Raw genomic sequence first — 23,348 nt, 5'->3', positions numbered from 1 at the left:
ACCTTTCCCTTCCGGATAATGACGTTAACGCTCCCCTATTCTACTTACAGGTCGCCAAAATTCGGTTTGGGACGGCCAGTATCCGGTTTAGGTAAATTCCTTTTAGAGAAGAAACAAATTATTGCGAAATTGAGCCTATTGCAAACAAAAACGTAAAACGCATGGATCCTTCTACCCTCAACATTCCCGCGGTGCTGGTTGCCGCAGTACTTTCCTTTGTCATTGGAGGAATGTGGTATTCTCCCCTGCTGTTCGGAAAAGCCTGGATGCAGGAAAACAATCTGACCGAAGCGGAGCTGCAGCAGGGCAACAGTGCCCGCATATTTGGCTTCGCATTTTTGTGGTCGCTGGTGATGGCCTTTAACCTCGGCATGTTCCTCAACGATCCCGGCACTACGGCATCCTGGGGAGCGATTGCCGGTTTTCTGGCCGGTTTCGGCTGGGTTGCCATGGGCATTTTCATTATCGGTCTCTTTGAACGCCGATCCACCCGGTACATGCTGATCAATGCCGCCTATATGGTCGTCTCACTTACCCTGATGGGACTGGTCATCGGCTGGTGGCGATAAGCAATTGAAAAATACAGGGAGTGCGGGTAGTTCTAGACCTGCACTCCGTTCCCTACGGCTATAACCGTATCCAGCAGTTTTTCCAGATCGCCGGCTTTGGTGAAGGGATTCGTCAGGGTGCAGCGCAGATAGAGCTTACCTTTGAGCCGGGTCTGCACCAGATAAAAATCGCCATCTTCCAGCATTCGCTGACGAATGCGTTCATTGATCTCGTTGAGCTGTTCTTCCGAAACTCCCGCCGGTGCGTAGCGGAAACAAATGATGTTGCAAAAGGGCTCCATCGCCAAGGTAAGTTCATTTCTTTTTCGGACCTGATCCGCCAGGGTATGCCCGAGGTCACAGACGAGGGTGACGTATTCATCAAATAATTTGGTGCCGTAAGTACGGATGATACTGTAAGCCTTAAAGCCGATCATCAGTTTGGTGCACTCGAAAGTGCGTTTGGCCATATTGAACCACTCGGGTTCCTCCCGGTTAAACAGGTATTGCGCTTCCTGACTAAAGGTCCGGTAGCTGTCGGCGCCATTGCGAAATACCAGTGCGGTGGTGATGGAAGGCGTCAGCAGCATTTTGTGAAAATCCATCGCCACACTGTCCGCTTTATCGATCCCTCTGACTACCGGCGCGTATTTGCCGGAAAAGGCCAGGGCCGCTCCGTGGGCACCGTCAACGTGAAACCAGAGATCGTGCCGGCGGCAAAAATCCCCAATACCTGCCAGGTCATCGAAGCTGCCGGTGGCGGTGGTACAAGCACTTCCCACCACGGCGATCACTTCTATGCCCGCCGCAGTAGCCTCCTGGTAATATGCTTCGAGCAGATCCGTGCGCATGCAGTAACGATCATCCACCGGCACCTTGATGATACCCGCATCGCCCCAGCCCATAATGCGAACGGCCCGGTCGACACAATAATGCGCCTCCTCGGAAACCATCAGCGCCAGTTGGCCTTTACTGCCTGATTTCCAGATGTTAGAAGAAGCTTTCCTCCCGCGGGCGCTCAGCAGGGCCGTCAGATTGGCCAGAGTGCCGCCGGAGGTAATAAAACCATCGGCCTCCTCCGGGAATCCCAGTTGCCGGGCTACCGTGAGCGCCACTAACCGTTCGGTCGTTGAGCCGGCCATGCCCATCTCGTAAACCCCCATACCGTTATTCAGAAAATCTCCGAGCAATCCGGCCAGTACGGATACCGGTACGGGCGGACTGATCTGATGCCCCACGTATTGGGGATGCAACAGGCGCACACTCTGGTCCATGGCGCGGGTAAACAGGTCGGCTACATCTGGATTGGGAGCCGTCCGGAGGTCCTCCGTCCACTGTTGCAGGGAGTCTTCCGGAAAATGAAAATCGATGGCTCCCGCCGGATAATCGGGACGGCGGACTGCCTCCAGATAATCAGCCAGTTGATCGATAAGTGCGTGGCCCTGCCGGCGGAAAGTATCCGCAGCGTAGGCCTGGTTGAGCAATTCAGTCATAAACTAGGTAAAAGGATAGATCGGATACTATTTTCGGGCGCAATTTAACGATAATCCAACATCCGGCGGTAGGTATTGTAAATGCGTTTTTGGGGAAAACCCAGTCGGTACATGTTAAATGCAATGAAATTGGCGATCTGCACCCGCAGGTAGCTGTTGGATTCGTATTTCCGGGCCGAGACCAGGATCTCACGGGGAATGATCCGGAAGGCGTGATCACGGCGGGCCCGCACGATGAGATCGTATTCCTCCATGATGATGTGTTCATCGGAAAATCCGTCGAGTTCCCGAAAAAGATCCCGTTGGATGTAAAGGGACTGGTCGCCGCCACGGCACCATAACAGGTCGAAACGGGTAAACCAGGAATTCAGCCGCAAGAGCGGGCGACGGGAATCAAAGCGGAAACGGAAACAACCCAGCGGGTAGTCCAACTCCAGGGACTCCCGGATATCAGCAGCAAAGTGGGCCGGAGGTAAGGTATCTGCGTGGACAAAATAAAGTAGATTTCCCCGTGCCCGGCTCGCTCCGTAGTTCATCTGGGCGGAACGTCCCCGTTTGGGAGATATCAGTACTTCGGCTCCCGCACGAGCGGCTAAATTCAGGGTATTGTCCGTACTGCCACCATCCACTACGATTACTTCCAATAACTGCTGTCCGCCGTGGGACACCAGATGTCTCACCAGACGATCAATGTTTTCCGCCTCATTCAGGGTAGGGATTATGATCGATATCTCCATTTCTAACATTTAAACCATATACGTCATGAACGCCGAAAACGGTTTCGTGTTTGGTCAAAAGGCTTCACCGATCGTCAAATAGAATCCGCTATTGTCGTTTTGCCCCCAGGCAAAATCCAGGCGGATGTGGATCTGTTGTGCTTTCAGCGCCAGATAACGCAAACCCGCGCCGTAGGCCGGCCGGAGATTATCCAGGTTGAAATTGGCGAGCTTATCGGCCACCATTCCCGCACCGCCAACAATGGTACCTTTGAATCTTTTCCAGATGGGAAAACGCCATTCTCCCTGCAAAATTAACAGTTGCTTGTCCCGGAAACGACCTTCGTAGTAGCCACGCAGCTTTTTGGCGCCACCGAGCAGCGCCATCTGATTAAACGGAACCGTGCCCGAATTGAACTCCATATAGGCATTCAAGGCCAGCACCGTTTTCGGTACGGGTACCAGATAGCGGGAAGCATTGACGCTGAATTTGGAATAGGAAAAATCACTACCCAGCAAAGGAGCATGTGCAATGACGGCCGCTTCCACCAGGGCTCCTTTCCGGGGAAAAAACAGATTGTCCCGGGAATCGATCAACAGGGTTGGTCCCAGACCGGAAACCATGCCGCCATTAGCGCCGGCGACCGTACGATCCGTCAGCAGGCCCTGGTCTTCCACTTCATCAATGGTAAAACGATCCATCCAGTAGCGCAGTCCGAGAAACAGGTGCTTTTGGGTCTTTTTCAGCGCATTGAGGCGAATACGGGCAAAACTGATCCCAAACAGTTCTCCGTCGTAATCCGGATACTCATTACCAATGCCGAAGTAGAAATACGTATAGCGATACAGGCCGATCTCACCGTTAAAGCGGTACTGATTTCCACCGGTGAAGATGTCGTACGGTAGGTAGAACAGGATCTGTTTTTTCAGCGTATAGGCAAAAGCGAGCTGCAACTGGGAAGGCCGGGTGCCGGCTACGGGAGCTTTTCGGTCCGCATAGAAGGAATAGATGCCGGCTGCGCCGAATGCCCAACTGGTCTCCGGCGTAACGTAAACGATCGGCAGGCCGAAAACACTTCCCCGGCGATCCCGGCCGGAGGTGTCGGCTTCCTGGCCAAATGACAAAATGGAACCGGCAAAGAAAAACAGGAAGAAAATATTGCGCATGAATTTGGATTAGCGTGTAAACTTATATTCGATCTCCAGGCCTTCAATGGTTTCCCATTTCTCTTTTTCTTCGAGAAAAGCGCCGGCGATCTGAGCGCGGATCCGCATCAGTTTTTCTTCCGTTTCGCTGAGTCGAATGGCGATCTGCAGGTATCCCTTGTCGGTAAATTCCTGTTTAATGATCTCCACCTCGTACTGCTTCACAGCATTCATGACATCACTCATCAGGCTGTATTCAAACTCGACCTGGTAGACGGCTTCCAAAAGACGTTCTTCGATCTCGGCCGCTTCCAGGGCGGCGGCCGTGCTCACCTTATACGCATTGATCAGACCGGAGGTGCCGAGCTTGGTGCCTCCGAAATAACGGACAACGACCACGAAAACATTGGTAAGTTCAAAACTGTCGATCTGACCGAGGATGGGCCGTCCGGCGGTACCGCTGGGTTCTCCGTCGTCATTGGCCCGAAATTGCAAACCGTCAGTCCCGAGGCGCCAGGCGTAGCAATGGTGGCGGGCCTTGGGGTGAAGTTTTTTCAGTTCCAGCAAATGCTCATTGATCGTCTCCTCATCGTACACCGGGTAGGCGTAAGCCAGAAACTTACTGCCCCGGTCCCGGAATTCCCCGGTACTCGGCCCCGCAATTGTTTGGTAGGCATCTTCCATCAGCTGCTAAACTATTAAAAGGTCCGGCATGGCTCAGGCCGTGCCGTTTTCATTATTCGGCAAGTGCTCTATTGGCAAGCCTACTGATTCACACAAATCATTCGGCTGGAACGCCCACGCTGATCGAACGCCTTGAAACAAACCAGGCTGTCCACCGCTACCGGTTCGGCATAAAGTGTCGAAGCAGTAGAGGGTTCACTGCCGTCCGTGGTGTACCGGATGGTCAGGCCCGGGAAGGGTACATTTGCCATAGCCTTTCCGTTCTCGATCTTGGCTCCGGGAGTAGGGATCCGGTAGTTGTAGCCCCCCGACAGGTAATCCAGGTGAATAAGCTCTCTCTGGCCCAATGCGTTGGCAAATTTCTCCCATTCATCATTTACCGCCGCACCTTCACCCAGGGGTGCCGACCAGGCCCTTTGGGCCAGCCCCAGCAACTTGGGAAAGATGTAGTATTCCATCATATTCTGGCCTTTGATGGTCTCACTCCACAACTGGCCCTGAATCCCCAGAATGTTCTTACGGGCTGCCGGCTGCAGACGTTCCATATCTTTATAATCCCGGGCCACGTCGAAAGCGTTGCCCATCGGGTCAAAATTGGTTGAAGTGAAAACATCAAAGGGACGAAAATCAAACGCCTTTCGCGTATCGACGAAACCGCCCCAGTAAAACCCGGGTTCCCGGGGATCTTTATTGTAGGCCAGGTCAAAGTACAAATTGGTCACATTACAGAGTACGACCGGATAGCCCGCATTGGCGAGCCGGTAACCGAGGTCCTGATTCCCCCAGAGGTTCTGCCACACAAAGGGAATCACATTCCCGTTGGCGAAATCCGGATGGGGTACCCAACCACCTTCTACTTTCTGCATGGCGATCTCTTCCCAACCGGCAGCCTTCAAACCACGGTCGGCCAGGATCTGGCTGATGCGGCTGAAGAAATAGGTGGGTAATTCCGCAGTGCTGTTGATATCTGGCTCCTGATCGATCAGGTCCGCACAGGCCGGTGAAGCCGTCCAAACGCCGCCCGGTACTTCATCACCACCGGTATGAATGGTGGTAAGCACTGCTCCCGCTTCGGTATACATCGCCCGTACTTCGTCCACCACTTTTTCGTAAAAGCGGTAGGTACCTTCGCAGCAGACACAGACCACATTATCCGGGTAGTACTGGACGGAACGGTATTCCGATTGATCTTCCGGATCGGCCAGTCGGTAAGCTTCGGCCGAGGCCAGATCATTATCGACCGACATTTTCCGGTAACGGGCCTCCATCGATTTGATCGCCGCCCGGGCGTGTCCGGGCATATTCAGTTCCGGGATCACTTCGATGTGTCTGCGGGTAGCGTACTGCAGCAGTTCAATAAAATCACTACGGCTCAGGTATCCGGTACCGTGCGAGCCTTCACCGCCGGGTCCGGAACCGTAAGCAGGGGCCAGCCGGTCGGCTTCGTCCGCCGTATGCCCGCGACGGGCTCCGACATCCGTCAACTCCGGCAATCCGGGAATTTCCAGCCGCCAGCCTTCATCATCGGTTAGGTGCAGATGTAATTTATTGAGCTTGTAGAACGCCATGCCGTCGATCAGCTTTTTGATCGCCGTGAGATCGTTGAAATTCCGGGCGATATCCAGCATCATTCCCCGGTAGGCAAAAAGCGGGGCATCCTTTATGGCCACCTGCGGTAGTTGGAGGGAGCCCGATTTTTTGATCCAGTTCTCTACCGGAACCAGGGCCAGTAGACTCTGTATGCCGCGAAATACACCGGCGGCACTTTTACCCTGGATGGCGGCACGGCTGCCATCGATGTCCAGTTGGTAAGCTTCGGGGCTTTCCTCCGCCAGTCCGGCATTAATGGACAACACGATGCCTTCCGTCACCATTGTGCCTTCCATCTGGGTAGCGGTCGGAGTGGTGGTCAGAAAATTTCCCAGGGAATTACGCAATTGCTCGGATTCGTTCTGCAGGCCGGGGCTGAAATGGATGGTGGTACCACCGTCAATCGTCAGCTTACCCGAACCGGACACCACCGAACGGGGGAAGGGAATGATCTGCGGCACTTCACCGGGCGGTAACAAATTCGCTTCCGTATTCTGATCGAACACCAATGCCGCCTCGGGAAACGGCGTTTTGTCATTTTTATGGCGGCTGTATTGTTCTTCATTTTCAAATGGCCAGATGGTATAGCGGGCCACCGGAATGGTCTCTTCCTGTCCGCCGGCTTTTTCCTGCACAAAATAAAGTCCAAGCGGTGCGTCGGTTTCTTTGATCAACCAGGCTTCTCCTTCGTAGGTGATGGTCAGACTGTCGCCGGGCGTCAGGGAAAAACCACTTGCCGGGCGCAGTTGATAAAGATCCCCGTTGACCCGCTCGATCTCAGCCGGGCCGGTAACACTTCCCTCCACAATATCGCGTGGCGTCTGGCTGAAATACATACTCCAGTCATTGCCTTCAATGGGTGTATTGCCCCGGTTGGTTATGGTAAAAGAGGCCCGGAATCGCGGAGATTCGGCCACCTGGTTGGATTCCAATTGCCAGCTGATGGCTACGTTTTCCAAACCGGTCTGTTCCGTTTGTTCTGATTGGCAGTTCCACTGAAAAAAGATAATGGAGAGCAGCAATAGGATCGAAAATCTATTCATGATTCTTTTGATGTCTGGATGCAGGTATAACGAACGACTGAAAATAAGATAAAGCCGCCGCCGCCCACCCTGGTAAAAATGTGGGCTGAAATTAAGCAAGTTCGTCAATTTCTACTAAGTTCGGGTTCTTAATTAATCCGAACCCTCCGGCAGAATTTACGGTTTTACCGGCAGTTTAAAGTTAATTCCATCACCCAAAATTATTGTAAACAGATCACTATGAGTAATGTACGTATCGAAGAGAGTTGGAAAAATGCGCTGTCCGACGAATTCAATCAGCCCTACTTCGAAACGCTGGTCAACTTCATCAAACAGGAAAAGGCCGCCGGAAAAACCATCTACCCGCCCGGATCACTCATCTTCAATGCCTTCAATACGACGCCTTTCGATCAGGTCAAAGTGGTTATTCTCGGACAGGATCCTTACCACAATCCGGGGGAGGCGATGGGATTGAGCTTTTCGGTCCCCAAAGGAGTACGTACACCTCCGTCCCTCAAAAATATCTATAAAGAACTGCAGGATGACCTCGGCATTCCCATTGCCTCCCACGGCGACCTCACCGCCTGGGCCGAACAGGGGGTATTTCTGCTCAATGCCATGCTCACCGTGGAACGGAAAAAAGCGGGCGCCCACTCCAAAGCCGGTTGGCAGAATTTCACGGATGCCGTGATCAAGAAATTATCCGCCGGGCGGGAAAATCTCGTCTTTATGCTGTGGGGAAATTTTGCGAAGCGGAAGAAGGAACTTATCGATGCCGACAAGCACCTGATCCTGATGGCAGCGCACCCTTCTCCACTGGCTGGTGGTGCCTTTTTCGGTTCGAAGCACTTTTCTCAGGCTAATGCTTATTTGGAAGAACATGGGAAGACGCCGGTTGATTGGAAGGTGTGAGGTGTCAGGGGGGAAGGTGTCAGGGGTCAGGTGTCAGGTGTCAGGGGTCAGATTGAAGGGGTCAGGGGTCAGAGGGGTTAGAAGCGCCACTCGTCCAGGAATTTTAGAAAGATCTGAGCCAGATTGATCGCATCATCGTAGGCACGGTGTTGTTCGCCGGTAAATTCGAAACCTTCGGCTTCTATCGCGTAGCGGAGACCACGGGTGCGGTGTAGTCGCTTGATCTCGTGGTATTGTTTTTTAAGATTGATGTGTGGTTCTACCCAGTCGTGCTCCATGTTATGGAGATGAGAATCGTTGATGAGCATTTTCTGGTCGAAGCGGCCCCAGGAGCACAGCAGGTAATCTTCTTCGTCGAAATAGCCGATCCAATCCTGAAAGTCGTCGATCACCACCGGGAAAGTATCCGCCCGGTTGACATCCACCTGATCGATATTGGTGAGCTGTCGGCAAAACAGGGACAGATTGGGGTTCATGACGGGCCGGACGAAACTCTTGAAATGCCCTTCCACTTCTCCGTAAGGATTCAGCTTTACCGCACCGATCTCGATAATTTCCTGTACTTTATTAGGTGGACGGCCCTCCCAGCAGGTGGCCTCCAGGTCGTATACGATAAAGTTCATGAGCTATTTATTCTTCAGTAATTCTTTTAACTCCAGGATCTGTTCCTGTAGTGTGTCAATTTTCTCTTCCAGTATTTTGTTGTTGTCCATAGTCATCTCATCGACAAAGACGGCGTTGGCCAGGGACATGCCGAAAATGCCGCCCAGCAGGACCACCAGTACAAAGTAGAAACGCATCATACCCAGTAAAAATGGAGAGACCTCTTCTCCGGCATTGGCGGCAATTACCGCCGGGATCTCATTCCAGCCCTCTACCGTAAACATCTGAAAGATCGAATAGGCCGAAACCAGCGGATCCCCAAAGAAGTCCGGCGCCACACCCGCAAAGAAATGGCAGGAGATAATGGCCAGCATGAAGTTCAGAAAAACGAGGGCCAGCAATACGAAAACCGAAGCCCGCATGGCCCGGGCCAGACCGGCCAGGATCTGCCCGAGGTTCGGCACGAAGCGAATAAAGCGGATCAGACGGATGAGACGGAACAGCCGCAGAATCATCAGCAGGGAGGTGTTCGGTACCGTAATGAAGGAGGTGAGCAGGGACGGCAGGCTGCCCAGCACGATAAAAAAGTCGAACTGGTTCCATTTGCTGCCGAAATAACCTTTTCCCCCCAGCACCCGGATCTTCACAATCGCTTCAACGATGAAAAATATCAGAAAGAAGTGATCGACCATTTCCAGCCATTCGTGGTGCCGGTACTGGGGAAAATACATCCAGCAGATAATGATCGCATTAATGATGATCGCCGTTAGTACATTTCTTTCGGAGAGAAAAAACCGCTTAAACATTGCCCAGTTATTTCATCGGTAAATTAACCTTCCACATCCACCTCTTCCAACTCGTACGCCTTCCATTTTATCTTTCGCTCCAGTTCGTAGTTTTTCAGCCGGTTGTGATAATAAAACAATAATTTAAAACTATCACTTACTATACGGCCTTTTTTATCGATACGTAACGGACTTTTTAGATGAAAGTTGCCCATCCGTTTGATCCCATCGTTAATGAGCGTTTCCAGATCCCCGTGAATACCCGCCGAAAGTTTGATCTCTTTGCGCTTTTCCATTTCGAGCAATTCTTCCCTTAGTTGCCCGACTACATCCTTCATATAGTCCATCGGAAAAACGAATTCGTCGGCCGGTAAGCGCAGGATACCGTAGAGATCCAGGTGTTTGTTCTCCTGTTTCAGAATCCGGAAAGCGGAAAAAGCGACCAAATGACTGGTCAGCACAATGTTTTCGCAGTGGAAGCGGTCAACGATCTTGTCGGCGAGGATCTTGGTGTATTCCGATTCACGCTGGAAATCCTTGCGGATCTCTCCTCCCCGCAGGAAATAATCCCGGATATTGATTGGGTTGCCGTACTGATCGTAGCTGTTCCCTTCGATGTCTACCGGGTTGCCCAATACATCCATCGGCCGGGCAAAAGAGAGGACGATCTCATTGCCCGAGGAAAACAGTCGCCAGGTAAATTTGATGATCTGCCAGAGGCTGTTGAAACTATCCTTCGTCCGGATATAACGCTCTTTTCCAATGGTGCGCAGATGCTGTTCGATCAGAAAGGGCGCCTCCAGCACGAAGTGGTAACTCAGGATCAGCGGTACGATAAATATCTTTTCTTCTTTTCCCCGCTGCAGGAGGGAGCGCTGGGCTTCGATCGTGGTGCCGAGCAGTCCCATTTTCAGTTTCGTTTCCAGGGTGCCCGCCCGGGAGCGGGTGCCTCCCGGAAAGAAAAGGCTGTTCACGCCCCGTTCTATTGAGAGCTTGGACATCGACTTAAGCGTCTCCAGGTAGATGGGATTTTTCTTGCGGCGATCCACCCGGTAGGCCCCCAGGCGGTTCATGAAATAGGCCGTGTATCCCGTGTTGTAGAGGTTCAATCCCGCACCGTAGGAAAAAGATGGCAGTCCCAGGAAAGCATCCATCGCATAACCGATCAGAATGGAATCTAGATTACTGAAGTGGGTCGGCACCACCACCACGGTCCCTTTGCGCATCAGGCTGCGGATCTTATCGGTCTCGCCCAGTACCTTCAGGCGATCCAGCAGCCGGTATTTTCCACCCCATAGTCCGCGGGGATTCCGGAGCACGGCCGTATTGAGCAAACGGGTAAAGAATACCGTCAGAAAACGACGGGCAAAAAGGAAAGTCTTAATCCGGAAAGTACCGACGATCTCTTCCGAATACCGGTGCACGATCTTATGCAGGATCTCTTCAAATACCTTTTCGGCCTGAGCCGGCTCCTTGTCCATGGCGTGTTTTACCAGTCGTTTCTGGATCCGGCGCCAGAACTGGCGTTCGTTGGGCGGGTCAACCTTCCAGGGTTCTTCCTTGAGCCGGATCCGCTCCAGATAGATGGTCTTGGAAATGATATCTCCGATGTTTGCACCGTTGAGCAGTTCCAGTTTCTGCATGGTGAAGGCATCGAGCTCTTCCACAAAATCCTTTCGGTCCTCGCTCAGTTTATATATAGGCCAATCCTCGATCCGGGGAAAGACCTGATTGTACATTTTATTGTCTTCGCTCATATTGCCTGCTTGGTATTTTCAATAAAGGTCAGGACCTCATCGCGTCCTTCTCCAGTACGGGAAGAAGTGATGAACTCCTGGGGCAGGTGCGTCCAGTATTCCAGTAGTTTGTTGCGAATTTTGTCGAGATTTTCGTCCAGGGTCCGCTGGTTCAGACGATCGGTTTTGGTGTAGACCAGTACAAATGGAATGCCGTGCTCGCCCAGCCAGTTGATGAACTCCACATCGATGTCCTGCGGGGGAATATTGCTGTCCACCAGGACAAAAGCACAGTACATCTCGCTCCGCTCCAGGAAATACCCGTTGATCATCTTGCCGAATCCCCGGCGTTCCTTCTTGGACCGTTTGGCGTAGCCATAACCGGGAAGATCCACCAGATACCATTCTTCGTTGATCAGGTAGTAATTCAAAAGTTGGGTCTTACCGGGTTTGTTGGAAACATGAGCCAGGCTTTTCCGTCCGCACAACATATTGATCAGTGAGGATTTACCCACATTGGAGCGGCCGATAAAAGCGAATTCCGCCCGCCGGTCGGTTGGGCAAAGCCCGGGTTTGGGATAGCTCCCCACAAAATCTGCTTGGTGTATATCCATGGCGGCTAAGGTAAGTAATTAACGCAAGTTGCGGTTCAAATAATTAGTAAAGAATAAGGTGCGAGCCTGGCATCCCACCAGGTTGTTGCCGGCAATTCGGTACAACAGAACGATTCGGGTCCGGACTTTTCACATCCCACCAGATGGTGAACACCCTGGCATTTAAGCGGGGATCCGCATTCATCGATTTTTTCGTTTCTTGCGCCGGATCCGCGGATGGTTCCACTCTTCCTTCTGGGCAAATTCCACGATCTTCCGCATAAAGGACATCAGGCTCAGGAAAACCAGATACCCGAAGGTCACCACTACATAGATCCAGCGGTAGGAACCAGCCTCCGAGATCGTCATGGACGAGAACAGATAGGCGGCCAGACCGGAAGCGACCGCCAGGCCCATGAAAGAATAAATTGAACGCCCCCAGTACTTGATCACACTTTTTGCAGTTAGAGAATAGACACTGTTAAAAACGGCAAACAACAGCAGAAAGGCGGCGGCCGTCATCCAGGGAAATTTGGCGGAAACCGAAAGCAAACCGATCGCGTTGATGAGCTTGGAAATGATTATAAAACTCAGCACTCCGCCGAAAGTAAGGATGGCCTGGTGTACCGGGTCGATCGCTTTTTCAAAAATTGAATTATTTGAATTTTGCATAATTTATCGTACTGGTTGTCCACAACTAACACAAAAGCTGTCACTATGTTAAAGCATATGGGAAATATATTCCTTTTTATTGTTCTTTTCCTCAGCCCCGCCTTTTTATCCTTCGCCCAGACCGGCCCCCTGGAAGTTTGGGAGATCCAGGGCACTACCACGGTGAGCCCGTACGCCGGACAGCAGGTCCGGACCGCACCGGCCGTGATCACCGCCATCGGCAGCGGTTTTTTCTTTATGCAAAGCCCCACGGATCGTGCCGATGAGGATGCACTGACTTCGAACGGAATCTACGTCGTGAGTACCCAGGCGGGCAATCGCAAAGTAGGCGATCTGGTGGAAGTGACCGGCACCGTACTCGAAACGGACAAACGCACCCAGATCGGACAGGGAAGCGTGCAGATCACGCTCGTCAGCAGCGGTAATACGCTCCCGGAAGCCGTGGTCCTGAACCAGGATTTCCCGAACGGTGAGCCGCAACCCGTACCGGAACTGGAAGCCGTGGAAGGCATGCGCGTACAGTTCTCCGGCATTACGTCCGGCCCTTCGGACTACCGATCCATGGTACCGGTAGTAGCCGGCAATCAACGCCCCTTTCGCGAACCGGGCATCGAATATCCCGGACAGTTGAACCTACCGGTCTGGGACGGCAATCCGGAGATCTTCTGGTTGTTGCCCAATGCCCTGCAGGCTCCCAATAACCGTTTTATTGCCGGCCGTACGCCGATCAGCGGGACCGGGCCGCTCTTTCAGGCGGATGACGATTACATTCTGTTCCCCGAAACCTATGAGGTGGGGATGAATCCCGAACCGAGAGCCGTTCCCGCAGCTGCTTCCGGCGAGATCACGCTCGGATGTCTGAATGTGCGCCGATTCGAAGAAAGCAATGACGATTTCAACGACAAGGCCCGTAAACTGGCCCTTTACATCACGGAAATGCTGGGAGCTCCCGATCTCCTGGCCCTGCAGGAAGTCGGCAGCGCTTCCGCTTTATCAACCCTGCGGTTCTTCATAGCGCAACAAGACGCCTCCCTGGAATATACCCCTTTTTTCCTGGCCGGCAATGATGACATTCATCTCGCCTATCTAGCCAAAACGGGCACCTTCACCGACATTCAGCTGGAACAATTGGGCAAGACGGAAACCCTGCCCGGAGGCGGTATACTTTTCGACCGGCCGCCCCTGCGTTTTTCCGCCGGTTTGAGCGCCGCCGGCGACATCCGCATTAGTGTATTGAATGTTCACCTTCGCTCCCTGCTGGGTATCGAGGGCAACAACGCAGGTTTCGTCCGGGAAAAACGCTTCCGGCAATCCGTAGCGCTGGCGGAGATCGCCCAGGAACTAAGATCAGACAATCTGTTGATCGTAGGGGATTTCAATGCCTACCCCTTTACCGACGGCTACGTCGATGTAGTCAATCAGATCACCGGTAACTCCGGTCTGGGCGCGCTTTATCCGCTGGAATCTATCGTTATGCCGCCCCTCCAGGACCTGGGTCAGCTGTTGCCGGCTACAGAGCGCTATTCCTATGTTTTTGACGGCTCCGCCCAACAAATTGACCATGCACTTGCCGGTCCGATGGAAGGGCTTACGATCACCGGAATGGCCTTCGCCCGCGCCAATGCGGACTTTCCCGACGCCTATGCTCCCAACGAGCAGATCGTGCAGCGGGCCAGCGATCACGACGGCTTTGTCGTCTACCTCCAACCCAACCAACCCAATGCGGTACAATCCACTCTTTGGGAAGGAAAAAGCGTTGTATTTCCCAACCCCGCAGTGACGGGCGAACCACTTTTTTTGGAGCTTCCGCGCGATGTTCGCGCACACATTACACTTGTTGCCGCAAACGGACAAACCATCCTCGAAAGGCGTAAACAAATGGGAGACGACCGTGTTACTATACCTGTTGACCAGCCCGGCCATTATTGGTTGTTTATCCGAACCGGAGATGCTTTTCATAGTGAAAAAATTGTGGTTCTACCGAGCAATTAGATACGTCCAGCGAAAATTCACTGCAATTTCATTTTAACAAGCAACTTCTCCGGGGAGATAAACGTTATCCAACAGACCAAGAAAACAAGCGAAAGAAAACAATCTACTAAATGAATCATCTAATGGTTTTAGACACCCGCGACAAGGCCACCCAAGATGCGATCATAGATATGATCAGCTGGTCTTTAAACATTCCGAGCGCCCGAATTTTCCCCTACACCAGCCTTATTGATGACCTCCTGCTGGATCCCATCGATAAAATGTTGCTGATCATTGAACTGGAAAACCGGCTGAATATTTACCTCAGTCCGGAAGAGGCCGATGCCATCGAAACGGTACAGGATGCCAGTTTCTTTTTCCAGCAAAGGGCCGCGGCCTAAGCCCGCATTTCTCAAATTTTCTATACCTTGATGGCAAAATTAGCTCATGTCTGGAAGTAGAAGCGATCAGCTAGCTGAAATTGCCTATCGAATTAAAGTTGACTTTTCACCGGAAGACGACTGGGGACTGATCAACCTTCTGGAAGACTTCAAGCTCTTCCGGCGGGGTTTTCGGAAAACGATCTCCAACGTTTTCCGGAGCAGGGATGATTTTTTGGAAACTGATCTCCGGGTATTTGATTACCAGTACACGATCAGTACGGGCAAAACCAGCAAACGCTTCCGGCAGACGGTTTTTTTCGCTGATTCCCGCAAACTGGGCTTACCGGAATTCCGGATGAAACCGGAACTGTTTATCCATAAGATCGGTGCCCTGCTTGGCTTTGAGGATATCAACTTTGAAGAATTTCCCGAATTTTCCCGCCAGTATTACCTGAAGAGTTCCGACGAACAGTATCTGCGTGCCAGTATGCACGACGGGATCTTGCGATTCTTTAGCGTAGAGAAAGGATGGCGGGTGGAAGGCGTGAATTACTATCTCATCTTCTATAAGAAGGATGTATTGTTTCCGCCACAGGAGATTAAAGCTTTCTATGAGAAGGGAACCCAGGTATTTGAATTATTCCGGGACAAGGACTGAAGCGACCTACAACTGATTTGATGCTGCAATTCAATGATCGGTGATCACCGTTTTGCAGCATCAAATGATTAGCTCAGGCTTAGCCCATTTCCGATACCACCTCTTTAACCTGTGGGATCATTCTTTTGAGCATGCCTTCGATCCCCGCTTTGAGGGTCACCGTTGAAGAAGGACAACCGCTACAGGCGCCCTGCAGGATCACCGTTACAATTCCCTCATCATAAGACTTAAAGGTAATATTGCCACCGTCCATTTCCACGGCGGGGCGCACGTACGTATCGATCAGATCCTTGATCTTATTCACGATCTCCGCTTCGTCTTCCGAATATTCATAGCTCGCGCCGCGTTCTTCCTCGATCTCCGCCATCGCTTCCTCAAATCCTTCCTTCAGGATATCGCCGCCGTTCTCGATATAGCTCTTGATGAACTGCTTCAGCGGCAGCATGATATCCGCCCAGTCGTAGTTCATTTCCTTGGTAACCGTTACAAAATTATTGCAGATATAAACTCCCTTCACGTACGGCTTATCGAACAGCTCAGAGGCCAGTTCGGACCACTCGCGGGCCAGTTCTTCTTCTCTGAAATCCGCAGTCCCTTTGTATAGCATGCGATTGGTCACAAACTTCAGGGATTCCGGGTTGGGAGTTTGCTCGGTGTACAACAGTACCGGGCTCTTGGTTACAGTATCACTCATAAGATTATTGGTTTCAAACTCGTTTTAAACTTCAACTTCCGGATAAATGTAGGTTTTCCCTGTTCCATCTGAAGCTGAGTTTGGATTTCTCTTTCCTTATTTAGATTAATTCTACAAAGATAACATATCATCCCCAAATTAGTTTGAGTTCGGGCTAGCATTTTCGGTGGGCAATACCATTTCCCTAAATGGCACAAGGGTCGGATAGCCACGGTCCGAAAAATACTGTTTTACGGCCGGGAAGTTCCGTTCAGAAGCGACCAGTACAAAATCGCCGCCCCAGGCCCCCAGGGACTTGATCGTCCCCGGAAAATCCGGGAAGTACCGCGCTTTTACCGGCTCCGTCTCCATCCATTCGGCAATGATCTGCTCGTGGTTTTCCAGCAGTTCACAAAATCCGGCCAGCGATCTTTCACGGGCCAGCCGGGTACTGATATCGCTGATCTTTTCCAGCAGTTCTGCGGGTGGGGTCCCTTTTTCGCGGTAACGGGCGATCCCGGTCCGGCTGTTCTGTTTTTTCTCCAGATAAAGGAAGGAAAGCTGGTCGGCAAAAGGGGGCGCGAAATCAACCGGAGTGACCTGCGGCGCTCCCGCCTCCAGTTGGTAAAAAACCGCCCGCTCCGAAGCAGCACAGGCCAGATCGTAACCGGAACCACCGAAAGTATCGGCCAGTAGTTGATAAGGATCCACCCGCCACCATTGCGCCAGATTGGCGATCAGTGTGGAACTCGTACCGAGGCCCCAGTTTCGCGGAAACTCCAGTTCCGTTCGCACGGCGTATCCGGAGAGCGAAGATGTAGGCCACAACGACGGGCGCAGTTTTTTCCCCGCCCGCAGGATCTGTTCTAATCTTTCTCCCACGGCCCGATCCGTCCCTTCGAGATAATTGCCTCCCGGCAGGGCAAATCGCCCCGAAAACCAGCAGGCTCCCGTATCGGTGAAACTTTTCCAGTGTAATTCCGGCTCCGGGGATTCCAGTGGATCAACGTGTAGGGATTGTCCCGGCCGGGTGGGCAGGGCCAGCGCCAGAGCGCCGTCCAGCACCAAGTATTCTCCGGTGAGCAGTAACTTTCCGTGACTGTAAAATTGGTGTGAAGTATCGGTCCCCGCCATATCTAACCCAGTTGCAGAAAATCCCGGACCGCCGTAAAGGAAACTACTTTATCCGCAAAATACTGCACGGCCCGTTCCATCTGATCTACATCCGCACCCAGGTGATTAAGGATGTTCATCAGGTGCATTTTCATATGTCCCTGCTGAATACCGGTAGTGATCAGGGAGCGCAGGGCGGCAAAGTTTTGGGCCAGCCCGGTAGCGGCAATGATCTGCATCAACTGATTAGCGCTCGGTTTACCCAGGATTTCCAGTGATCGCTTCGCCAGAGGGTGCAGTTTGGTCAGTCCCCCAACCGTGCCGAGCGCCAGGGGCACTTCCAGCCAGAAACGGAATTCGCCGTCTACGATCTCGCATTCACTGAGGCTGCGGTATTGTCCGTCGCGGGCGGCATAGGCGTGCCCGCCGGCCTCAACCGCGCGAAAATCATTGGCGGTAGCCAGCACCACCGCGTCGATACCGTTGAAGATGCCTTTATTATGCGTAACGGCCCGGTAGGGATCGATGCGGGCGATGCGTACCGCGCGGGCGAACCGCTCGGCGAAGGTGCGGGCATCCATATTCGGAGCTACCCCCGCCAGTTTTTCTACCGGACAGCGGACTTCCGCCCTTACCAGACAATTTGGCGTATAGTTGGACAAAATAGCCATGATGATATCCAGATCCCGCTCTTCGTTCGTGAAAGCATCGTGGGTTTCCACGAAATGCTGCAGGCTTTCGCCGAATTGCTCCAGTACGGAATTGATAAAGTTGGCCCCCATGGAATCACAGGTCTCAAACGTGACCCGCAACTGATGGTAATCGGGTTCCAGGTCGGTAAAATCGATCAGTTCCATATCAATCACTCCCCCACCCCGTTTTTCCATATTGGCAGTAAGTGTTGCGGCATCCCGCAGTAGGCGGGCTTTCCATTCGGATGCGAGTTGATGCAACTTTTCCGTCTTACCCTTCCAGTGAAAATGGAGCTGCCCCAGTTTGGCCGTGGCGATCACTCTGGTCTGGAACCCACCGCGCGTAGACCAGAATTTCGCGGCACTGGCGGCGGCGGCCACTACGGAGCTTTCCTCGATCACCATCGGTACGGCGTAGACCTGCCCGTTGATCAGGAAATTCGGTGCCAGTCCGAAGGGAAGGTAATAATTGCTAAGGGTGTTCTCACTGAATCCGTCAATGATCCGCTGCAGGTCAGCATCGGTATGCCAGAAAGAACTCAGTTCCTCTTGCAATTCGGATACGTCAGGCAAGTAGTTTTTTTGTAACCAGGCAATTTTCCCGTCTTTGCTCAACTTGGAAAAGCCGTTAATATTTTTGTTCATTTTCTGTTTCCTTGCAGTTATTTCAAACGCTACTAACGCAATCTGAGATAGGCGCGGGCCAGCTCGAGCCCTTCGATCTGGGTGATGACGTAGGACCGGAGGGATTCGTAATCGCCCCGGGCGTGACGCAAAAATCCGGAAGCCTGTCCGTATACGGCGCTGAGGTCGATCTTATTGATCAGGTAGTAACCGTCCAGAAAATCTTTAACGCCACCGGAAATGATCACCTGCCGGGTTTGCAGGAAAGCGCCCATTTCGGCGACCAGCTCGTTGGTCAGTTCCACCATATCCTCGGCACTGTGCCCGACCAGAGCGAGCGGCGCGTAGGTTTCCTTGCGGCGGGCGTCACTGCGCAACAATTCCAGTTTGGCAAAATTGGTGCCGCCGTTCGCCGCAAAATCGATCGCCGTCAGCGGCAACTGGAATAATTGCCGAAGGCTTTCCCGGCCCATACCCTGCCCGACTTCCTTAACGATGATGGACAGATCCGGCAACTGATCGATCAGGGCCCTGATCGTATCGAGCGGCGGTTGGCGAAAGCGATCCCCTTCCGGCTGGAGCCACTCCTGGAAAGGATTGACATGGACGATCAGTCCGTCGGCTTCCACTTTATCGATCAGATCATTGACCCGGTACAGTTCGTTTTTATCCAGAAGCTGTTCCAACTGGGCGACGCCCAGATTGGCAAAAAGCGGATGGTCCTCTCCGATCCATTTTCGCACGGCAAAATCGGCCAGGTTCTCATCAGAATACAGCAGCGACCGACAGGACCCCAGTCCCATGCCCATTCCGAATTCCCCGCAGGCCCGGGCCAGATTGTGGTTGATGGTATTGGCCATCGCCGTTCCGCCGGTCATACTGGATACCCAGAGCGGTACTTTCATCGTCTTATTCAGGAAACTGAAAGCCGGCCAGCTGTCTTTTTCCGGGTGAGCGCTCAGGAGCGGTTCGTAATAAAAACGGCTGTCCAGTTCCTGCTTGACGACCTGGGAAGCAAAGGCCATTTCAATATGGTCCTTTTTGCGGGAAGCCGCCGTCGGATCATCATCGGTGAAAGCCGGTTCGGACAGATTATTATTTTGCTTTTCGCTCATAGCACGGATTAGGTTAAAAAAAAGGGCTTCCAAAAGCCCCGGCAAAGTTAAAATAAATCCACTTTTGGCGGAGACCAAAAAATATTTGGGCGAAAATCAAACTGTTTATCAGTTACTTATGTTCATGGAAAGTAATTTTTTTTTGAAAAATGCTTGTAAATTGAAAATATTAGAAATACCTTTGCACCTGCTTTTTCGGAGGCTACTCCATGCGTAACCCGATTCGCATCCGCTGGCACCGTAAGAGCGATTGAAAAAATGCTTTTATTTCATTTGTAAAGCGAGCGAAAAGTGAATACGCTAAGTTATAAAACAAATTCTGCAAAGAAAGGCGAGGTTGAACGTAACTGGTACGTTATCGACGCCGAAGGTGAGGTTGTAGGTCGCATCTGTTCCAAGATCGCCCACGTGCTTCGCGGTAAGCACAAAACTTCCTACACACCACACGTGGATACGGGTGATTACGTGATCGTGATCAACGCCGAAAAGATCCGCTTCACCGGCAAGAAATGGGATCAGAAAGAGTACATTACTTTCTCTGGTTACCCGGGCGGTCAGAAACGTCGTGTTGCGAAAGACATGCGTACGAAAAAGCCGATCGGTGTGGTAGAGAATGCCGTACGCGGTATGCTACCTAAAACCAAGCTGGGTCGTGCGATGATCAAAAAACTGTTCGTGTACGAAGGTGCGGAGCATCCACACCAGGCACAGCAGCCACAACCTTTTGAATTCTAATTTACCCCAAAGGGTATTCAAAAATTAATTGGAGAGTAAATGGAAATGATTAATGCCACCGGGAGAAGAAAAGCCTCTGTTGCTCGTGTTTACCTCACCAAAGGTGAAGGTAAAGTCATGATCAACGGTAAGGAGCTGAAAGAATACTTCCCGCAACCGCATATACAAAACAAAGTGCTTGACCCCTTCCACACCGTAGAAGCGGTTAATATCTACGATCTGAAAGTCAACGTCAACGGCGGTGGCTACAAGGGACAGGCCGAAGCCATCCGTATGGCTATCTCAAGAGCGCTGGTTAAACTGAACGAAGACTTCCGTTCCCCGCTGAAAAGCAAAAAATACCTTACTCGTGATGCCCGCGTGGTGGAACGTAAGAAGTACGGTAAGCCCAAAGCGAGAAAGAGCTTCCAGTTCAGCAAGCGTTAATGATATTTCAAAACTTAAATCGTTTGCCCTTTCGGCGAACACTCGATATTTTATAAAAAGATGGAAAAACCTACGTATAAAGAGTTGCTTGATGCGGGGGTACACTTCGGACACCTTAAGAAGAAGTGGAATCCCAAAATGGCTCCTTACATCTTCATGGAGCGCAAAGGCATCCACATTATTGATCTGAACCGCACCCTGGAAAGCCTGGAGCGTGCCGGACGCGCTGCCCGCCAAATGGCTAAAGCCGGTAAAAAGATCATGTTCGTTGCCACCAAGAAGCAAGCACGGGATATCGTATCCAAAGCTGCACTCGGTGTAGGCATGCCTTTTGTTACCGACCGCTGGCTGGGTGGTATGATGACCAACTTCGCCACCATCCGCCGTTCTGTTAAGAAAATGCAGAACATCGACCGGATGCTGCAGGACGGTACGCTGTCAAACGTTACTAAAAAGGAACGTCTGACCCTGACCCGCGAGAAAGACAAGCTGGAGAAAGTACTGGGTGGTATTGCCAACCTGAACCGCCTGCCGGCTGCGATCTTCGTTGTGGACATCCACCACGAGCACATCGCCATCGCCGAGGCCCACAAACTGGGTCTGCGTACTTTCGGTATGGTCGACACCAACTCCGATCCCAATCTGGTAGATTACGCAGTACCGGCCAATGATGATGCATCCAAGTCCATTGCGATCATCACCAACTATATGGCTGAGTGCATCCGCCAGGGACTGGAGGACCGCAAGTCCGTCAAAGCGGAGAAAGAGGCTGCCAAGCAGGCCTAAGCAACAATCAACCATTTGTAAAACCTAATAATCTCGCATAGGAAATGAGTGCAATTACTGCATCCGATGTTAAAAAACTGCGCGATATGACCGGCGCAGGTATGATGGACTGTAAGAAAGCCCTGGCGGAAGCCGACGGCGATTTCGATAAAGCAGTTGAGGTACTTCGTAAACAAGGCCAGAAGATGTCTGCCAAACGTGCAGACCGCGATGCTACCGAAGGGGTAGTTATAGCCGTAGTGAACGATGATCGCAACCGCGGTGTAATTATCAAGCTGAGCTCTGAAACTGACTTTGTTGCCAAAAACCAGGAATTCGTTAATCTGGCGGAGAAATTCGCCGAACTGGCCCTGGAACACTTCCCGGCTGACAAAGAAGGTGTGCTGGCGATCCCTTACGGAAACATCACCATCGGTGAGAAGATCACTGAGCAGGTAGGTGTGATCGGTGAGAAGATCGAACTGGCCGCTTACGAAAGAGTGGAAGCCGAGATGGTTGCTCCTTATATCCACATGGGTAATAAAGCAGGTGTACTGATCGGTATGAGCAAAGCGGACGACAGCTTCTTCGAGCCAGGTCGTGCCGTAGCCATGCAGGTAGCCGCCATGCGCCCGGTGGCCGTTGATAAAGACGGTGTTGACGCAACCGTTGTGGAAAAAGAGATCGAAATTGGTAAGGAGCAGGCCCGCAACGAAGGCAAGCCCGAAGCCATGCTGGAAAAGATCGCATTGGGTAAACTCAATAAGTTCTACAAAGAGAACACCCTGCTGAACCAGCAATTCGTACGAGATAACAAGCAGAGCGTAGCGCAATACCTCCAGTCATTTGATCCGGAGTTGACCGTTACGGAGTTCAAGCATGTCGAGCTTGGATAAAAAAAAATTAAAAAAGGCGAACTGGTTTTCTAGTTCGCCTTTTTTTCTGTCCTTTGGGCTCTCTAATCAAGGTAGGTGATATGGCATTAAAGTACAAAAGAGTATTATTGAAACTTAGCGGTGAGTCCCTGATGGGAGACCAGGGATTTGGAATTTCACCGGAACGCTTACAGCACTACGCTGAAGAAATCAAGACCCTGACCGATAAGCAGGTAGAAGTAGCCGTCGTGATCGGTGGTGGTAATATCTTCCGCGGCCTGCAGGCTTCGGCTTCCGGCATCGAGCGGGTACAGGGGGACTATATGGGCATGATGGCAACCGTGATCAACGGTATGGCCCTACAAAGTACACTGGAAGGTCTCGGGATCTATACCCGCCTGGTTTCCGCCATTGAAATGAAACAGATCGCCGAGCCGTATATCCGTCGGCGGGCCATCCGTCATCTGGAGAAAAAACGGGTCGTCATTTTCAGTGCCGGCACCGGTAGCCCTTATTTCACGACCGATTCCGCCGCTGCCCTGCGCGCCAATGAGATCAGCGCCGACGTCATTCTAAAAGGTACACGGGTAGATGGTATCTACAGCGCCGATCCGGAAAAATTTCCGGATGCCGAGCGCTTCGACCGGGTTTCCTTTACCAAAGTGATCAGTCAGAATCTGGGCGTCATGGATATGACCGCCTTTACGCTGTGTCAGGAAAACAACCTGCCCATCGTCGTTTTTGACGTAAACGAGAAAGGCAATATGGAACGGATCGTAAGCGGTGAGGCCGTCGGCACGCTGGTAGAAGGTTAGCAA

Annotated in this window: 24 protein-coding genes; 10 read left to right on the top strand and 14 right to left on the bottom strand. The window is 51.9% G+C overall.

The features are described from left to right. The first annotated feature begins 161 nt into the window (after positions 1–161). Positions 162–569, top strand: a complete 408-nt coding sequence (locus CRP01_RS29560; protein ID WP_099153676.1) for a DUF1761 domain-containing protein — start codon at positions 162–164, stop codon at positions 567–569. Positions 570–601: 32 nt separating this feature from the next. Here CRP01_RS29560 and CRP01_RS29555 read toward each other — a convergent pair whose 3' ends face one another. The 5 genes from CRP01_RS29555 to CRP01_RS29535 form a co-directional block, all read right to left on the bottom strand. Further along, positions 602–2,041, bottom strand: a complete 1,440-nt coding sequence (locus tag CRP01_RS29555; RefSeq protein WP_099153675.1) for a pyridoxal phosphate-dependent decarboxylase family protein — start codon at positions 2,039–2,041, stop codon at positions 602–604. A 44-nt stretch (positions 2,042–2,085) separates the two neighbouring features. Continuing rightward, positions 2,086–2,778 (bottom strand): TIGR04283 family arsenosugar biosynthesis glycosyltransferase, encoded by a 693-nt coding sequence (locus tag CRP01_RS29550; protein WP_099153674.1) that lies wholly within the window; start codon positions 2,776–2,778, stop codon positions 2,086–2,088. Positions 2,779–2,832: 54 nt separating this feature from the next. Next, entirely contained in the window at positions 2,833–3,924 is a 1,092-nt protein-coding gene (locus tag CRP01_RS29545; protein WP_099153673.1) for a BamA/TamA family outer membrane protein, read from the bottom strand. A 9-nt stretch (positions 3,925–3,933) separates the two neighbouring features. Next, positions 3,934–4,587 (bottom strand): IMPACT family protein, encoded by a 654-nt coding sequence (locus CRP01_RS29540; RefSeq protein ID WP_099153672.1) that lies wholly within the window; start codon positions 4,585–4,587, stop codon positions 3,934–3,936. Between the two features lie 80 nt (positions 4,588–4,667). Then, complete coding sequence (locus CRP01_RS29535) at positions 4,668–7,220, bottom strand: family 20 glycosylhydrolase (RefSeq protein ID WP_099153671.1); 2,553 nt, start codon at positions 7,218–7,220, stop codon at positions 4,668–4,670. 219 nt (positions 7,221–7,439) lie between these two features. Here CRP01_RS29535 and ung point away from each other — a divergent pair, with 219 nt between their 5' ends. Then, positions 7,440–8,111, top strand: coding sequence for a uracil-DNA glycosylase (ung, locus tag CRP01_RS29530; RefSeq protein ID WP_099153670.1), 672 nt, complete (start codon positions 7,440–7,442; stop codon positions 8,109–8,111). A gap of 77 nt (positions 8,112–8,188) precedes the next feature. Here the strand turns inward: ung and CRP01_RS29525 are convergent, their stop codons facing one another. From CRP01_RS29525 to CRP01_RS29505, 5 genes are all read right to left on the bottom strand, one after another. Next, a complete protein-coding gene (locus CRP01_RS29525) occupies positions 8,189–8,734 on the bottom strand; it encodes a 3'-5' exonuclease (RefSeq protein ID WP_099153669.1) in 546 nt (181 codons plus the stop codon). 3 nt (positions 8,735–8,737) lie between these two features. Beyond that, complete coding sequence (locus CRP01_RS29520; protein WP_099153668.1) at positions 8,738–9,520, bottom strand: ion transporter; 783 nt, start codon at positions 9,518–9,520, stop codon at positions 8,738–8,740. A 23-nt stretch (positions 9,521–9,543) separates the two neighbouring features. Continuing rightward, positions 9,544–11,256, bottom strand: a complete 1,713-nt coding sequence (locus CRP01_RS29515) for a 1-acyl-sn-glycerol-3-phosphate acyltransferase (protein ID WP_099153667.1) — start codon at positions 11,254–11,256, stop codon at positions 9,544–9,546. Next, positions 11,253–11,849: a ribosome biogenesis GTP-binding protein YihA/YsxC gene (gene yihA, locus CRP01_RS29510; RefSeq protein WP_099153666.1), complete on the bottom strand. Its 597-nt coding sequence runs from the start codon at positions 11,847–11,849 to the stop codon at positions 11,253–11,255. Before yihA ends, CRP01_RS29515 begins: the two co-directional genes overlap by 4 nt. Positions 11,850–12,029: 180 nt before the next feature. Next, complete coding sequence (locus tag CRP01_RS29505; protein WP_099153665.1) at positions 12,030–12,500, bottom strand: hypothetical protein; 471 nt, start codon at positions 12,498–12,500, stop codon at positions 12,030–12,032. Positions 12,501–12,545: 45 nt separating this feature from the next. On the opposite strand from CRP01_RS29505, the gene CRP01_RS29500 reads away from it, so the two are divergent. From CRP01_RS29500 to CRP01_RS29490, 3 genes are all read left to right on the top strand, one after another. After that, positions 12,546–14,492 carry an endonuclease/exonuclease/phosphatase family protein gene (locus CRP01_RS29500; protein ID WP_143473581.1) on the top strand — a complete coding sequence of 649 codons (1,947 nt, stop codon included), beginning with the start codon at positions 12,546–12,548 and terminating at the stop codon, positions 14,490–14,492. Between the two features lie 110 nt (positions 14,493–14,602). After that, on the top strand, positions 14,603–14,872 hold the full coding sequence (locus CRP01_RS29495) for an acyl carrier protein (RefSeq protein ID WP_143473580.1): 270 nt from the start codon (positions 14,603–14,605) through the stop codon (positions 14,870–14,872). Positions 14,873–14,918: 46 nt separating this feature from the next. Continuing rightward, the gene (locus CRP01_RS29490; protein ID WP_099153662.1) at positions 14,919–15,512 is read left to right on the top strand and encodes a hypothetical protein; all 594 of its coding nucleotides are present in this window, start codon (positions 14,919–14,921) and stop codon (positions 15,510–15,512) included. 79 nt (positions 15,513–15,591) lie between these two features. On the opposite strand, the gene CRP01_RS43225 is transcribed toward CRP01_RS29490, so the two are convergent. The 4 genes from CRP01_RS43225 to CRP01_RS29470 all read right to left on the bottom strand — a co-directional run bounded on the left by CRP01_RS43225 (position 15,592) and on the right by CRP01_RS29470 (position 19,729). Then, complete coding sequence (locus CRP01_RS43225; RefSeq protein ID WP_099153661.1) at positions 15,592–16,206, bottom strand: NifU family protein; 615 nt, start codon at positions 16,204–16,206, stop codon at positions 15,592–15,594. 138 nt (positions 16,207–16,344) lie between these two features. Next, positions 16,345–17,319, bottom strand: a complete 975-nt coding sequence (locus CRP01_RS29480) for a GYDIA family GHMP kinase (RefSeq protein ID WP_099153660.1) — start codon at positions 17,317–17,319, stop codon at positions 16,345–16,347. Between the two features lie 2 nt (positions 17,320–17,321). Continuing rightward, a complete protein-coding gene (locus CRP01_RS29475; protein ID WP_099153659.1) occupies positions 17,322–18,635 on the bottom strand; it encodes a hydroxymethylglutaryl-CoA reductase in 1,314 nt (437 codons plus the stop codon). Positions 18,636–18,667: 32 nt separating this feature from the next. Next, positions 18,668–19,729 (bottom strand): beta/alpha barrel domain-containing protein, encoded by a 1,062-nt coding sequence (locus CRP01_RS29470; protein WP_099153722.1) that lies wholly within the window; start codon positions 19,727–19,729, stop codon positions 18,668–18,670. 291 nt (positions 19,730–20,020) lie between these two features. Between CRP01_RS29470 and rplM the strand changes: the two genes are divergently transcribed. The 5 genes from rplM (at position 20,021) to pyrH (ending at position 23,345) form a co-directional block, all read left to right on the top strand. Next, positions 20,021–20,464, top strand: a complete 444-nt coding sequence (rplM, locus tag CRP01_RS29465) for a 50S ribosomal protein L13 (RefSeq protein ID WP_099153658.1) — start codon at positions 20,021–20,023, stop codon at positions 20,462–20,464. A gap of 39 nt (positions 20,465–20,503) precedes the next feature. Further along, positions 20,504–20,890 carry a 30S ribosomal protein S9 gene (gene rpsI, locus CRP01_RS29460; protein ID WP_099153657.1) on the top strand — a complete coding sequence of 129 codons (387 nt, stop codon included), beginning with the start codon at positions 20,504–20,506 and terminating at the stop codon, positions 20,888–20,890. Positions 20,891–20,950: 60 nt separating this feature from the next. After that, positions 20,951–21,676, top strand: coding sequence for a 30S ribosomal protein S2 (gene rpsB / locus CRP01_RS29455; protein WP_099153656.1), 726 nt, complete (start codon positions 20,951–20,953; stop codon positions 21,674–21,676). 44 nt (positions 21,677–21,720) lie between these two features. Further along, positions 21,721–22,551 carry a translation elongation factor Ts gene (gene tsf, locus CRP01_RS29450; protein ID WP_099153655.1) on the top strand — a complete coding sequence of 277 codons (831 nt, stop codon included), beginning with the start codon at positions 21,721–21,723 and terminating at the stop codon, positions 22,549–22,551. Between the two features lie 80 nt (positions 22,552–22,631). Then, complete coding sequence (gene pyrH, locus CRP01_RS29445) at positions 22,632–23,345, top strand: UMP kinase (RefSeq protein ID WP_099153654.1); 714 nt, start codon at positions 22,632–22,634, stop codon at positions 23,343–23,345. The last annotated feature ends 3 nt before the right edge of the window (positions 23,346–23,348 follow it).

The organism is Flavilitoribacter nigricans DSM 23189 = NBRC 102662 (assembly GCF_002646595.1).
Classification (GTDB): Bacteria; Bacteroidota; Bacteroidia; order Chitinophagales; family Saprospiraceae; genus Flavilitoribacter; species Flavilitoribacter nigricans.
The sequence above is the reverse complement of the archived record's forward strand: the minus strand, read 5'-3'. Positions and strand labels throughout refer to the sequence as shown.

Excerpts from the sequence above, each read along its gene's own strand:
- CRP01_RS29560 (WP_099153676.1), top strand. The coding sequence starts at position 162 with ATGGATCCTTCTACCCTCAACATTCCCGCGGTGCTGGTTGCCGCAGTA.
- CRP01_RS29555 (WP_099153675.1), bottom strand. The coding sequence starts at position 2,041 with ATGACTGAATTGCTCAACCAGGCCTACGCTGCGGATACTTTCCGCCGG.
- CRP01_RS29550 (WP_099153674.1), bottom strand. The coding sequence starts at position 2,778 with ATGGAGATATCGATCATAATCCCTACCCTGAATGAGGCGGAAAACATT.
- CRP01_RS29545 (WP_099153673.1), bottom strand. The coding sequence starts at position 3,924 with ATGCGCAATATTTTCTTCCTGTTTTTCTTTGCCGGTTCCATTTTGTCA.
- CRP01_RS29540 (WP_099153672.1), bottom strand. The coding sequence starts at position 4,587 with ATGGAAGATGCCTACCAAACAATTGCGGGGCCGAGTACCGGGGAATTC.
- CRP01_RS29535 (WP_099153671.1), bottom strand. The coding sequence starts at position 7,220 with ATGAATAGATTTTCGATCCTATTGCTGCTCTCCATTATCTTTTTTCAG.
- ung (WP_099153670.1), top strand. The coding sequence starts at position 7,440 with ATGAGTAATGTACGTATCGAAGAGAGTTGGAAAAATGCGCTGTCCGAC.
- CRP01_RS29525 (WP_099153669.1), bottom strand. The coding sequence starts at position 8,734 with ATGAACTTTATCGTATACGACCTGGAGGCCACCTGCTGGGAGGGCCGT.
- CRP01_RS29520 (WP_099153668.1), bottom strand. The coding sequence starts at position 9,520 with ATGTTTAAGCGGTTTTTTCTCTCCGAAAGAAATGTACTAACGGCGATC.
- CRP01_RS29515 (WP_099153667.1), bottom strand. The coding sequence starts at position 11,256 with ATGAGCGAAGACAATAAAATGTACAATCAGGTCTTTCCCCGGATCGAG.
- yihA (WP_099153666.1), bottom strand. The coding sequence starts at position 11,849 with ATGGATATACACCAAGCAGATTTTGTGGGGAGCTATCCCAAACCCGGG.
- CRP01_RS29505 (WP_099153665.1), bottom strand. The coding sequence starts at position 12,500 with ATGCAAAATTCAAATAATTCAATTTTTGAAAAAGCGATCGACCCGGTA.
- CRP01_RS29500 (WP_143473581.1), top strand. The coding sequence starts at position 12,546 with ATGTTAAAGCATATGGGAAATATATTCCTTTTTATTGTTCTTTTCCTC.
- CRP01_RS29495 (WP_143473580.1), top strand. The coding sequence starts at position 14,603 with ATGAATCATCTAATGGTTTTAGACACCCGCGACAAGGCCACCCAAGAT.
- CRP01_RS29490 (WP_099153662.1), top strand. The coding sequence starts at position 14,919 with ATGTCTGGAAGTAGAAGCGATCAGCTAGCTGAAATTGCCTATCGAATT.
- CRP01_RS43225 (WP_099153661.1), bottom strand. The coding sequence starts at position 16,206 with ATGAGTGATACTGTAACCAAGAGCCCGGTACTGTTGTACACCGAGCAA.
- CRP01_RS29480 (WP_099153660.1), bottom strand. The coding sequence starts at position 17,319 with ATGGCGGGGACCGATACTTCACACCAATTTTACAGTCACGGAAAGTTA.
- CRP01_RS29475 (WP_099153659.1), bottom strand. The coding sequence starts at position 18,635 with ATGAACAAAAATATTAACGGCTTTTCCAAGTTGAGCAAAGACGGGAAA.
- CRP01_RS29470 (WP_099153722.1), bottom strand. The coding sequence starts at position 19,729 with ATGAGCGAAAAGCAAAATAATAATCTGTCCGAACCGGCTTTCACCGAT.
- rpsI (WP_099153657.1), top strand. The coding sequence starts at position 20,504 with ATGGAAATGATTAATGCCACCGGGAGAAGAAAAGCCTCTGTTGCTCGT.
- rpsB (WP_099153656.1), top strand. The coding sequence starts at position 20,951 with ATGGAAAAACCTACGTATAAAGAGTTGCTTGATGCGGGGGTACACTTC.
- tsf (WP_099153655.1), top strand. The coding sequence starts at position 21,721 with ATGAGTGCAATTACTGCATCCGATGTTAAAAAACTGCGCGATATGACC.
- pyrH (WP_099153654.1), top strand. The coding sequence starts at position 22,632 with ATGGCATTAAAGTACAAAAGAGTATTATTGAAACTTAGCGGTGAGTCC.